This window comes from Clostridium frigidicarnis (genome assembly GCF_900111985.1).
Taxonomy (GTDB): Bacteria; Bacillota; Clostridia; order Clostridiales; family Clostridiaceae; genus Clostridium_Z; species Clostridium_Z frigidicarnis.
The window spans coordinates 76,806-89,448 of the sequence record NZ_FOKI01000007.1 but is presented as its reverse complement, the minus strand read 5'-3'; the positions used below and the strand labels follow the sequence as shown (position 1 = coordinate 89,448).

The 12,643-nt window shown below is 28.8% G+C and carries 10 protein-coding genes; 7 read left to right on the top strand and 3 right to left on the bottom strand.

Going from position 1 to position 12,643, the window contains the following annotated elements:
• The first annotated feature begins 40 nt into the window (after positions 1 to 40).
• The 5 genes from BM119_RS05950 to BM119_RS05930 all read left to right on the top strand — a co-directional run bounded on the left by BM119_RS05950 (position 41) and on the right by BM119_RS05930 (position 5,127).
• The gene (locus BM119_RS05950; protein WP_090039762.1) at positions 41 to 1,087 is read left to right on the top strand and encodes an ABC transporter substrate-binding protein; all 1,047 of its coding nucleotides are present in this window, start codon (positions 41 to 43) and stop codon (positions 1,085 to 1,087) included.
• 15 nt (positions 1,088 to 1,102) lie between these two features.
• Positions 1,103 to 2,824, top strand: a complete 1,722-nt coding sequence (locus tag BM119_RS05945; RefSeq protein ID WP_090039760.1) for an adenine deaminase C-terminal domain-containing protein — start codon at positions 1,103 to 1,105, stop codon at positions 2,822 to 2,824.
• A 64-nt stretch (positions 2,825 to 2,888) separates the two neighbouring features.
• Positions 2,889 to 4,223 carry an amidohydrolase gene (locus BM119_RS05940; protein ID WP_090039758.1) on the top strand — a complete coding sequence of 445 codons (1,335 nt, stop codon included), beginning with the start codon at positions 2,889 to 2,891 and terminating at the stop codon, positions 4,221 to 4,223.
• 65 nt (positions 4,224 to 4,288) lie between these two features.
• Positions 4,289 to 4,522 (top strand): hypothetical protein, encoded by a 234-nt coding sequence (locus BM119_RS05935; RefSeq protein WP_090039756.1) that lies wholly within the window; start codon positions 4,289 to 4,291, stop codon positions 4,520 to 4,522.
• A gap of 161 nt (positions 4,523 to 4,683) precedes the next feature.
• Positions 4,684 to 5,127 carry a hypothetical protein gene (locus tag BM119_RS05930; RefSeq protein ID WP_090039754.1) on the top strand — a complete coding sequence of 148 codons (444 nt, stop codon included), beginning with the start codon at positions 4,684 to 4,686 and terminating at the stop codon, positions 5,125 to 5,127.
• 475 nt (positions 5,128 to 5,602) lie between these two features.
• Here BM119_RS05930 and BM119_RS05925 read toward each other — a convergent pair whose 3' ends face one another.
• Together BM119_RS05925 and BM119_RS05920 are read right to left on the bottom strand one after the other, a co-directional pair.
• Positions 5,603 to 7,348 (bottom strand): ABC-F family ATP-binding cassette domain-containing protein, encoded by a 1,746-nt coding sequence (locus BM119_RS05925; RefSeq protein ID WP_090039752.1) that lies wholly within the window; start codon positions 7,346 to 7,348, stop codon positions 5,603 to 5,605.
• A gap of 350 nt (positions 7,349 to 7,698) precedes the next feature.
• Positions 7,699 to 9,057 carry a D-serine ammonia-lyase gene (locus BM119_RS05920; protein ID WP_090039750.1) on the bottom strand — a complete coding sequence of 453 codons (1,359 nt, stop codon included), beginning with the start codon at positions 9,055 to 9,057 and terminating at the stop codon, positions 7,699 to 7,701.
• A gap of 306 nt (positions 9,058 to 9,363) precedes the next feature.
• Here BM119_RS05920 and BM119_RS05915 point away from each other — a divergent pair, with 306 nt between their 5' ends.
• Both BM119_RS05915 and BM119_RS20375 read left to right on the top strand, forming a co-directional pair.
• Positions 9,364 to 9,918, top strand: a complete 555-nt coding sequence (locus tag BM119_RS05915; RefSeq protein ID WP_090039749.1) for a helix-turn-helix domain-containing protein — start codon at positions 9,364 to 9,366, stop codon at positions 9,916 to 9,918.
• A 52-nt stretch (positions 9,919 to 9,970) separates the two neighbouring features.
• On the top strand, positions 9,971 to 10,096 hold the full coding sequence (locus tag BM119_RS20375) for a hypothetical protein (RefSeq protein WP_278336782.1): 126 nt from the start codon (positions 9,971 to 9,973) through the stop codon (positions 10,094 to 10,096).
• A gap of 346 nt (positions 10,097 to 10,442) precedes the next feature.
• Here the strand turns inward: BM119_RS20375 and BM119_RS05910 are convergent, their stop codons facing one another.
• A complete protein-coding gene (locus tag BM119_RS05910) occupies positions 10,443 to 12,491 on the bottom strand; it encodes a M28 family metallopeptidase (protein ID WP_090039747.1) in 2,049 nt (682 codons plus the stop codon).
• Between the last annotated feature and the right edge of the window lie 152 nt (positions 12,492 to 12,643).

Below are 12,643 nucleotides of genomic sequence, written 5' to 3'. Positions count from 1 at the left end.
TTATTATGATAAAATTTGTTTATATAAAGGAGTAGTTTTTATGAAGAAGAGAGTTTTAACAACATTATTAGTTGGAATAATATTTGCAACAGCATTAGTTGGATGTGGAAAATCAGAAGATGCAGCATCAGGAAATAAACTTGTAATTTCAACATGGGGATTAAGTGAAGATGTATTAAAGGAAACAGTATTTGATCCATTTGCTAAAGAGCATGGAGTAGAAATAGTTTTAGAGGTAGGTAATAACTCAGAAAGATTAACTAAAATGAAAAACAATCCAAATTCACAAATAGATTTAACTTATTTAGCAGAATCTTTTGCAGAACAAGGAATTGAAGCAGGAATATTTGAAAAAATAGATTATTCAAAAATTCAAAATGCTAATAATATGAATGAAAAAGCTAAAAATACAGTAGATAACGGATTTGGACCAGCTTATACATTAAATAGTATAGGAATAGTAGTAGACCCATCAGCAGGAATAGAAATAAATTCATGGGAAGATTTATGGAAGCCAGAACTAAAAAATAAAATAGCTATACCGGATATTACAACTACTAATGGACCAGCAATTGTAGAAATTGCAGCAGATAAAGCCGGTGTTGATGTTAAAACTGATAATGGAGAAGCTGCATTTAAAGAGTTAGAAGCTTTAAAGCCCAATGTTGTTAAAACTTATAGCAAATCTTCAGATTTAGCAAATATGTTCTCAAGTGGTGAAATAGTAGCAGCAGTAGCATCAGATTTTGCTTATGGAACAATTGCAAAAGCAAAACCAGAAGTTATAAATGTAATACCAAAGTCAGGAACTTACTTAAACTTTAATACAATTAATATAAACAAAAACTCAAAGAATAAAGATTTAGCTTATGAATTTATTAATTATGCATTAAGTGAAGAGGTTCAAGAAAGAACAGCTAAGGCTTTAAATGAATCACCAGTTAATAAAAATGTTAAGTTAACAGAAGAGGAAGCAGCAAGCTTAACATATGGACCAGTAGTTAATAAGGCTAAGGTAATAGACTTTAAATTTGTTAATTCAGTAATGAATGAATGGATTAACAAGTGGAATAGAATAATGAACTAGAATATGGAGAATAGAATGAAAGTACAATTAATTATTAAAAACTTAAAAGTATATAACAGCTATTTTAAAAAGTTTATACAAGGTGATGTGGTAATAAATCATGGTAAGTTTATTCATATAGGTAAAGATTATGAAGAGAGGTTAACATCTAAAAATATCATGGATGGTAATAATAGGTATATGATTCCAGGATTAATAGATATACATATGCATATAGAGAGCTCAATGACTATTCCAAGTGAATTTTCAAGAGCTACAATAAAACATGGGGTCACTACAGTTGTAGCTGATCCTCATGAAATTGCAAATGTTTTTGGTATTCAAGGAATAAATGAATTTATTAAGTCTAAGGAGAAGTTAGATATATTTTATGGTATACCAAGTTCAGTACCATCAACTTCTAGTATTTTAGAAACTACTGGAGGTAAAATTACTGTTAATGAGGTAAAGGAGTTATTAGATTATGATAATATTCTTTGTCTTGGTGAAGTAATGAATTTTAAGGATTTAATAGAAGATGAAAATTCAAGTATAAATGAAATAATTAATATCTGTAAAGATAAAAAAATACCTTTAGAAGGTCATTGTCCTAAAATTGAGGGTGTAGATTTATCCCTTTATATTTATAGAGGTGTTAATGGAGACCATACGCAACAAACAGTAGTGTCTATTGAGGAAAAAATAAGAAACGGTATGTTTATAGAAATGCAACATAAATCAATGACTGCTGAAAATATAAAGTTTTTAGTAGAAAATAATTTATACGAGCATTTTTCATTAGTAACAGATGATGTAATGGCTGATAAATTAACTAAAGGACATCTTAATGAATTAGTAAAAGAAGCTGTAAAGCTTGGAATGTCTATAGAAAATGCAATATATGTATCTACATATACTCCAGCTAAAAGAATGAATCTTTTTGATAGAGGAATAATAGCACCAGGAAAGATAGCAGATTTTATTTTATTAGAAGATATAGATAACTTTAATATTTATGAAGTTTATAAAAATGGAGAAGTTATATTTAATAAAGACAAAGGTTTAAAGGAAGAATATTTTACAGAGAAGAGTAAATTTGATAAGAAATTTTATAATAGTGTAAAATTAAAACCAATTACTAAAGATAATTTATTAGTTAAAGCACCAAAGAATTATGAAAATAAGGTTACTTGTAGAACTATGAAAGTAATGAAAAACACTACTTTTACAGAAGAAGGAGAAGTTACTTTAAATATTGTTGATAATAGTTTAGAGTGGCAACATAGTAATTGTGCACTAATTGCTGTATTTGAAAGGTACGGAAAAAATAATAATATAGCCTTTGGATTAGTAGAAGGTGAAATTATAAAAGAGGGAGCAGTAGCTACTACTTGGGCTCATGATCATCATAATCTTATGGTAATGGGAAGAAATCTCCAAGATATGGTATTAGCAGCAAATGAAGTTATATCTTGTAATGGTGGGTATGTAGTTGCAAATAACAATAAGATTATGGCAAAGCTAGAGTTGCCCATAGGTGGAATAGTTAGCCATGAACCTATTGAAGTTATAGGAGAAAAACTAGGGAAGGTTAGAGAGGCTATGAAGGAATTAGGTTATAATCATATGAATGAAATAATGTCCTTTAGCACTTTATCATTACCAGTAAGTCCTGCATTAAAAATCACAGATAAAGGACTAATAGATGTAAGGAACTGTAGTATTATTCCTTTATTTAAGGCACATTCAAAAAAATAATAGACCAGTATGCTTGTCTATTATTTTCTTTCATGTGCCTTAATTAAAGTTTGGAGGATATGGAATGAATAATAAGGTAACTATATTTGAAAATGTTACGGTTATTACTATGAATAAAGATAAAGATATTATAGAAAATGGTGTAGTTGCTTTTCAAGGAAATAAAATAATTTATGTTGGTAATAGTGATTGTAAGGAAAGTCTTTTTAAGGAGAATAAATATGAGATTGAAGTTATAGATGGAGAAGATGGAATTTTAATGCCTGGTATGATAAATTGTCATACTCATGCGTCCATGGTTCCTTTTAGAAGCTTAGCTGATGATTGTAAGGATAGATTAAAAAGATATTTGTTTCCATTAGAGCAAAGGTTAGTAAATGAAAAGTTAACTTATATAGGAGCTAAATATGCTGTAGCAGAAATGTTATTAGGTGGAGTAACTACTTTTTGTGATATGTACTATTTTGAAGATGAGGTAGCTAAGGCAACAAAAGAATTAAATATGAGAGGAATACTATGTGAAACAATAGTAAACTTTCCTTCTCCAGATTCTAAGGAAGCCTTTGGTGGTTTAAATTATTCAGTAGATTTTATAGAAAAGTGGAGGAATGATGCTTTAATAACTCCGGGAATAGCACCTCATGCTCCTTATACTAATACTGATGAATCTTTAAAAGAAGCTTATAATATAAGTAAAAAATATAATGTTCCTATTACTATGCATGTAGCAGAAATGGATTATGAGTTAAAAGAATATGTGGAAAAATATAATCTTACTCCTGTTGAATACTTAAATAAACTTGGAGTTTTAGACTCTAACTTTATAGCAGCTCACACAATTTTAGTTAATGATGATGATATAAAGATTTTAAAAGAAAACGGTGTAGGGGTATCTCACAATATAGGTGCTAATGCTAAGGGAGCAAAAGGAGTAGCACCTATAATAAAAATGAAAAAAGAAGGAATAAATGTAGGCCTTGGAACAGATGGACCTATGAGTGGAAATACTCTAGACATATTAACTCAAATGTCACAAGTAGGAAAAGTCCATAAATTATTTAATAATGATAGAACATTATTACCATCAATAGAGTTAGTAGAAATGGGAACTATAGGTGGGGCTAAAGTATTAGGTATAGATAAAGAGATTGGTTCAATAGAAGTAGGTAAAAAGGCTGATTTAACTTTGATAGAAACAAAATCAGTAAATATGCAACCAATATATGATTATTATGCAGCTATAGTTTACTCTGCTAATGCAGGAAATGTAGATTTGGTAGTTGTTGATGGTAAGGTTGTTGTCAAAAATAAGAAATTATTAAGTGGTAATTTTTTAGAGATTAGAAAAAGCTTATTAAATCTACAAGACAAAATAAATAAAGTTGCTAGAGAGCTTTAATTTAGTGATATTAACTACCATTTAATCAGTTTTAGTCAGTTGTATCTTAGACAGCTGAAATACAATTGATTTTAACTAATAAGCATATAATCAGCTTTTTAGCTGAAGATAAAAAGTATATATATACTCCACTTAATGAAATACATAAAAGTAGTTTAGCTGTAAAGGGTTATGCTATGGACTTGTTTATTAATGAACGTAAAATGCATGAACTATTTAGCTTAAATTCAGAGAGTGATATACCTCCCTATTTAGAAATTATTTATGATATGGTAGTGTTCTTAAGAAATAATGGTTAATAATTGTGCAATAGACCTATCGTTAAAAGAGGCAAAAACATAGTCTGAAGTATAGAAATGACATTCGAGAAAAATGTATAGATGCTTCTAATGGGTTAATATTTATTAGACAATGATGTAATATTTAGTAGCGAGTAAAAATATCAATTAAGGAGTATGAAATGGAAATGATTGGGAATGTATTAGCTGTTATAGGTACTGTGGGATTTATTGGGGCAATGTGGATTTTATTTGGATATCTTTATTTCAAAAAAGGAAGTTTGAAAAAAGGTTTTTTACTTTTATTTGCTTCTTTGCTTCTTGTAGCTGGTGGGGTAGTTGTTGGTGTGCAAGGTGAATGGAGTAATGTAGAAAAGGGAATTTCTTTACCAAAAGACGTTATTCAAATTGTTGAAACGACAAGTGTAGAGGAAGCTACACAAGAACAGCAAGCAAAAGTAGGTGGGTGTGTACTTTTGAAAATCAATGAAAATGATTGGACAAAGTACAAAGATAAAATTATGCAATATTATGTCGCATGGCAAAAAAGCTTAAATGATCAGGCAAATGATGAAACTCTTAAAATTGAGTTTCAAAATTTAAGAAAGAAAGCTCTTTTAAATTAAGAATCGATTAGAAAGAGTGTAAAGTTATGTTTAATAGGAGGGCGTAAATCTTTTTGTGTATTCCTAACTTTTTCTTAGAAATAATCAAAAATTTTAATTTAAATTTATTAAACAATTTCATCTGAAATTGTAGTAATATGCAATAATTTTTCTATTGCTCATATTGTATATTATAACCAGAGTATGGCAATAATATGCAACAAGGCAAATATTTATTAGGACTTTATTTGTTAAGTATATCTTAACTTTAAAGTCCTTTTGTTATGCATTTTTGTCAAGAATATTACTAAAAACTATATTCAGTTGATTGATTACCAAATCTGAATAACTTCTGGTCCTTTATGTATTCTCTCAATAATTCTTTCGACACATTTTCCATAAAAAAAACTCCTTCTTGTAATAATTTGTTATTTTAATTATTGCCAAGAAGAAGTCTATTTTATTCAGTTTACACAAAATTTTTTACAGGGCCTAACTAAATTTGGAGTAACTTAATTAGCGCTTCTAACTCTTCAGATAAAGCTTTTGCAAGCGTAAAATCATTATCTTTTAAAGCTAATTCTATTTTAGTTTCAACTAATTTTTTATTTTGTTCAATTTCTAAATAGTCTTTGTCAAAATGATTAGCATAAATCATTTTGACAAATTTGCGCATACTCATTTTTCTAATTGTCTTATCTTCAATGATTAAAACAAAATCCATACAGTTTACTATAGAATAGAAATCATGAGAAATCATGAGAATCGAACCTTTATAGTTTTTTATGGCTTTTTCTAGGGCTACTTGTGAATAGGTGTCTAAATGACTTGTCGGTTCATCAAGAAGCAACATATTTGCTTTACTAGAAGAAAGTTTAGCCAATTGAAGCATATTTTTTTCGCCACCAGATAAATCCCCTATCTTTTGATTAATTATTTCTTCTTCAAAACCATAGTTTGAAATATATGATTTAATCTCTTGACAAGTTTTAAAACCAGCATCGAAGAACTCTTCAAGTATCGTATTAGAATCATTTAGTGTTTTGCCTTGGAGTTGAGATAAATAAGCTACTTCAATGTGTTCATTTATCTCAATAGAATCATGATTATTTTCAAAGATTTCTTGGAGTAAAGTCGTTTTTCCGGTACCATTTGAACCAATAATGGCTACTTTATCATTAGATTTAATCTCAAAGTTAACATTTTCTAGAAGTACATCATCAAAGGCAACACTGTAATTATTAACTTTTAAAGCAATGGCTTCTTCAGGTTCGTTATCTGTAACTAAACTGATATTCGGTTCTTTAATATCTACAAAGGGTGCTTTAATTCTACGTTTTTCTAATCTTTCTTGAATTTTAACTCTAGCATTTAGAGTTTTCCCTCTAAAAGATTCAGCATTCTCAGTAGCAATAACTCTTAGTTTATTTATTAAGATTTCATTTCTCTCAAGTTCTGCATTATCAGCAGCAGCCAGTTCTTGTAATTCAATTTTAGTTTGAAGTAATGAGAAGTTATAATCAATATAGCTTCCATCAAACTCTTGTAGCTCCATATTTTCAAGGTGAAGAATTTTGTTGAAACAATGATTCAGTAGATATCTATTGTGCGTAATAATTAACATTGTTCCTTTGTGTGAATTAATTAGATTTTTAAGAGAATTAAGGTTTTCGAAGTCTAAAAACACATCTGGTTCATCCATAATAATTAAGTCTGGACTATTTAGCATTGCCTTAATTATTTGGATAAGCTTGAATTCCCCACCACTAAGTTCAGATATCATTAAATCTTTATAATTGATTAAATTTGCAAGATTTAAATTTTTATCAATAATATTTTCGAAATCATCCCCATTAATTGCATTAAATGCGTCTAAAGTTTGTTGATACTTTTCTAGTAAAGTATCAATATCCGAAGATGTTTCCATTTCAGTACAAATAGATGTTATTTCATTTTGTAGTTTAATAAAATCTTCTCCTATATATTCGAAAACTGTAATTTCTTTTGTTTTATCTAGTTGAGAGAATTGACTTACATGCCCAATTCTACAATTTGGATACATCTCTAACGTACCATCGAACATATATTTTTCAGGATCCATAATTATATCTATCAGCGTACTTTTTCCACTGCCATTTGTTCCTATAAAAGCACAGTGTTGACCATATTCTAATGTAAATGAAATATTGGTATATAGATCCTTTTCAGGAAATGAGTAGGATAAGTTATCAATTTTTAGCATAGTATACCTCTCTTTATAACTAAAAAAGAGCCTATAAAAATAGGCACTTTAATATATTCTATTAATAATTGAAATTTTACATTTGATTCTTATGTAATAAAGACATTTTACTAAGTTTAATATTGATAGCATAACATTTTTTTCGACTAAGTTCAATCATTTCATATAAGCAATAACAAATATCTACATTATTCTAATACATGAAGTATTTTAAGTTGTTTTTTTGTACTTATAATTAATGAAAATCAAATATATATTATTAACTTGAATAATATGTATTAAAAAAAGTAGTGGCTTTTTTGTGTAACAAATACCACGGGCTATACCCTATAATATCTTTTATTTACTACTTAAAGTAGTGAAACACCTTTGTTATAGTATTCATCCATAATATCCTTAGGAACCATACTTCCTCCAGTTGCCCAAGCTATATGAATTATATGTTCTATCTTATTTTGAAGATTGTTAGCTCTTAAATATTTCTTGCCTTCTTCGGAAGTAAGTATGTTTATAATACCTGGAACACCAGCAAGAGCAGATGGTTCTAAGAATATATTTTCGCTATCAGCCATCTTCGTTAATAATATGTACATATTTTCATCAGTAACAGAGTAGCATCCACTCATTAATTTTTCTAATGTTTTACCAACAAATCCAGAAGCTCTACCAACTGCTAATCCGTCAGCAGCAGTTATATTGTCTATTCCAAAGTCTTGAACAGATACATTATCATGCTTACCAGTCATACATCCTATCATCATACATGGAGAGTGTGTTGGCTCAGCGAAGAAGAAGTGTACGTTATCTTTGTATAAAAGCTTAAGCCCAAAAGCAACTCCACCAGGACCTCCACCAACACCACAGGGTAAGTATACAAATAGTGGGTGATTAGCATCTACTTTTATGTTCATATCCTTTAATTGCTTATCTAATCTTTTAGCAGCAACAGAGTATCCTAAGAATAAGTTTTTAGAGTTTTCATCATCTACGAAGTAGCTATTAGGATTTGCTTCAGCTTGTTTTCTACCTTCTTCAACAGCTTTACTGTAGTCAGATTCGTATTCTATAACTTCAACACCTCTGCTTCTTAATAAGTCTTTTTTCCATTGTCTAGCATCCATAGACATGTGAACTGTAACTTTGAAACCGAGTTTAGCACTCATTATACCTATACTTAAACCTAAGTTTCCAGTAGAACCAACTACTACAGAGTATTGAGAGAAGAAGTCTCTAACTTCATCACTATCTAATTTAACGTAGCTGTTTTCTAATGATATTATGTTGTTTGCTAAGGCCAAATCTTCAGCATGTTTTAATACTTCATATATTCCACCTCTAGCTTTTATAGATCCTGATACTTTAAGGTGACTGTCACATTTTAATAATAGGTTTCCAGCAAGTTTTTCACCACAGATTTCCTCTAACTTAGCTTTCATCTTATCTATTTTAGCTATTGGAGATTCTATTATTCCATTTTCTGATTGAGTTTCAGGGAACACTTGAGCTATATATGGAGCAAATCTATTTAATCTTGCCTCTGCATCTAGTACGTCAGCCTCAGAAAGAGAAACATTTTCCATACCCTTATCAAAAGCAGTATAAAGTGGATTTATCCACATTGATTCTTTTAAATCTATTATTTCTTGTAATAAAGGATATTCTTCGATCCAAGTTAATATTTCTTTGTTTAAAACTTTTGCATTAGACATAATCATAACCATCCTTATATTCTTATTTTTAATTCCTAAAGATGAATTTTTATATACATTTACTTAAGAGAAGTGAAGTTTATATTAAAATTTATTTGCTAACTAAATTAAATTAAATAATACTTAATTTAATTTAGTTTAATTAAACATTATTTAATTTATGCTAACATTTTTTATTATTTACGTCAATAATATTTAATTATTTTTATGAAAAATAAATAGAATTTAATTAAATTGCTAAGAATGAGTTACATTGATATAATTATGTAATAATAGTTTTAAATACATGAACGAGGTAATTAATATATGAATGAAGTAGACATATCAAGAAATATTACTGAGTATAGAAAAAGAAAAGAGTTAACTATAAAAGAATTAGCTACCTTAACAGGTGTAACTCCTTCGTTACTTAGTCAAATAGAAAAGGGGAAGGCAAACCCATCTATAAATACACTAAAGCAAATTTCTAGTGCATTGGATATACCATTATTTAATTTTTTCATAAATGATAATTCAACTGAGAATTTAGTAGTTAGAAAAGATAGTCGTAAAAAAATAATGTTTGCTGAGAATGATAGCTTTGCTTATGAGTTATTGACTCCGAACTCGCAAGGAACCATAGAGTTTATGATTATGAAGATACCCCCAGGAGAGTCATCTTCAAAAGAACTTTTTAGTCATAAGGGAGAAGAGGTAGCTTATGTTATGAAAGGTTGTGTAAGTTTCCATTTAATGAGCACAGTTATTGAGTTAAACTGTGGAGATAGTGTGAAAATACCACCGCATTCAAATCATAAGTGGGAGAATAATACAGATGAAGATTGTGAAGTTATATTTGCAGTAACACCTCCATCATTCTAGAAAATAATAAAATTAGGCTATAGTTTATTCTGCTAATGCAGGAAATGTAGATTTGGTAGTTGTTGATGGTAAGGTTGTTGTCAAAAATAAGAAATTATTAAGTGGTAATTTTTCAGAGATTAGAAAAAACTTATTAAATCTACAAGACAAAATAAATAAAGTTGCTAGAGAGCTTTAATTTAGTGATATTAACTACTATTTAATCAGTTTTAGTGAGTTGCATTTTAGACAGCTGAAATAAAAAATAGTGGATTTAGCTTACAATGCTTTGCATTAACAAGAGCTGTGCGCGAGGCCAGCATGCACGGTTCTGTGAGAGGAAAAAACCTCAGAAAATTACTTCTGAGGTTTACCTACTCAATATCTGATTTTAATCTTAGACTTTTAGTTTTCTTTTTAAAACCATCTGACGATGGCGGTTAACTACTATTATTACTGTTTTTATTTATTTGACTAGAGAGAGTTTTAATAACATCAATTACTTTTGAAAGTCCTTTGTTATAAATTTCTATAATTTTGTACTCTTAATTTATTGCATCTATAATATTATTCATTAATTTTATTACAACTTTCATATCTTCAATCTCTTTACCAGAAATTTCTTTTAAATAATCACGTTGTTTTTTCAATGAATTTTCTAAAATTCTAATTTCATCATCTACATTTGGATCGGATTCGTAATATTTAGATTTTAGTGAATGTGCTAAATCATATAAATCTTCATTAGGCTTTTTTATCATATTACTTCCCCATGAATCGCCATTTCCATAAGGTATTCTATAAGAAAAGAAATCATAAGTTTTCTTACTAAATTCAAAAACATATTTATTATTATCAATAGGCTTAATATATTTTTCTACTATATCATTTAAAGATTCACTTCTTGTTTTTAAACTTGATATAGCACTGATCAATAAATCTATATTTTTCATAGCTACAGAGTGAGGGAATGTAAGGGTATGGATACTCTGTTCCCAGTTAAATGCTAAAAAACTATCCTGAATTTTTTTTAATAATTCAAATAACATAAGATTAATACTATAGGAGTTTTTATTTATAGACTTACAGGATATAAAATTTCTGATTTTAAAATGATCAATATAACAGGAATTTATAGATTGGATTGCCTGGGATAGAGTTTCTGAAGTGCAACAAATAGCATTAATGGTCTCTTCTAAATCATTACTTATAATAGGAGTTAACAGCTCCTTTTTCATAATTTCAAACCTTGTATTGAAATTCAAAGGTCTTATTGGTAAAAAATCCAAGTTGAAAATAATTCTACCATATAGCTTATGAATCATTTCATAGGTTCGTAGGTCAAATCCAGCTTTTTCACTATCCATTGAACTGTGATAATAGTTTTCAAAATATATGGAGTTTTCAAAATCTTCACCTGGCATAAGGGTTGGAATTCCATTTTTATAATACGAAAAATCATCTGCAAGAATAAGACTTGGACAAATTACTTCATAATTATAGTCACTCTTAGACATAAACAATTTTATAAAATTTTTAACATACTTATATAATTCATACGAACTGTAAATCCTAAAATTCCTTTCTTTAGCTATTGGAAAATTTCCATCAAAATTAATTAATGCGAAAGCTTTTTCTTTCAATTCAGGATGAATTTTTTCGATCTCATAATAAGAACCACATGCCCAGTCGTAATCCTTATAACCTTGACCCCATTCTTCAGCCCCCTGAGCTAAAATTCTTATGGTTTTCATAGGAGTATAGCCGCTGTCTATTATGGCTTTGCTTATGCCAAGCATTACTGAAATCCCATTAGCATCGTCAAAAAAGGAATGATAATAACCATCATAGTGTGCGATTAAATATATTATTTCTGAACTTTTTCCATTGATTTCACCTACAACATTATATGAATCTGCATAAGGTTCAACAGTAGAATTTGCATTAAAAATAGCTTTGATTTCTTTATTAGTACTATCATAAATCAAGTCTTTTAATCTTTTCACATCTTTGATACTTATAGCTAAAGTAGAGCAGTAGGCTGGAGCTTGAAGATCAAAAGAAATTAAGATATCATCATGCTCGATGCTATAGGTTAAGGCAATTAATATACCTTTTGCATCATGAAGATAAGCTTCGTATGCTGGAAGGTTGATCCAGTAGTCAGTCATGGGATTAATTACTGACACTAAAACCAGTTTATTTTTTATATCTCCTAAAGCTTTTAATTCATCTATAGTACCTCTTCCACCATCAACTATACTTACCTCTTCATTGACAGCTTTAATATTGGAAGCATATCCTCCTAAAACAATTTTCTGTAATAAGCCTTTATCATCCTTGTACAATAAGTTTGCACCCTTGTATGTCCAGCCATTAACCTGAAATTTATCCATTGATACATTTGTAAGTCCAGCTTCCTTAAATTTACTATATAAATATTTTGCAGCATCATAGGAGGCTTTTGAGCCTGCTGATCTGTTTCCAGTAGCTTCATCATCTCCAAATTGACCTAATCTCTCCATGATATTTTTAGAAAAGTTTAAGTCTAAAGCCTGGCAATAATATCTATATACTTCAAAATCTTTCATCATTCAAATTCACCTCAATACATTTTATGAAATAAAACAATAGTTGTGATTTTGTAATTATGGATTATTTTATTGATTCAATTTCATTTAATAGAAAATAACAATTAAGGATACTATATAATTTTACAGAAAAATTTGACAATAATTATTATTAG

Excerpts from the sequence above, each read along its gene's own strand:
- BM119_RS05950 (WP_090039762.1), top strand. The coding sequence starts at position 41 with ATGAAGAAGAGAGTTTTAACAACATTATTAGTTGGAATAATATTTGCA.
- BM119_RS05945 (WP_090039760.1), top strand. The coding sequence starts at position 1,103 with ATGAAAGTACAATTAATTATTAAAAACTTAAAAGTATATAACAGCTAT.
- BM119_RS05940 (WP_090039758.1), top strand. The coding sequence starts at position 2,889 with ATGAATAATAAGGTAACTATATTTGAAAATGTTACGGTTATTACTATG.
- BM119_RS05930 (WP_090039754.1), top strand. The coding sequence starts at position 4,684 with ATGGAAATGATTGGGAATGTATTAGCTGTTATAGGTACTGTGGGATTT.
- BM119_RS05925 (WP_090039752.1), bottom strand. The coding sequence starts at position 7,348 with ATGCTAAAAATTGATAACTTATCCTACTCATTTCCTGAAAAGGATCTA.
- BM119_RS05920 (WP_090039750.1), bottom strand. The coding sequence starts at position 9,057 with ATGTCTAATGCAAAAGTTTTAAACAAAGAAATATTAACTTGGATCGAA.
- BM119_RS05915 (WP_090039749.1), top strand. The coding sequence starts at position 9,364 with ATGAATGAAGTAGACATATCAAGAAATATTACTGAGTATAGAAAAAGA.
- BM119_RS05910 (WP_090039747.1), bottom strand. The coding sequence starts at position 12,491 with ATGATGAAAGATTTTGAAGTATATAGATATTATTGCCAGGCTTTAGAC.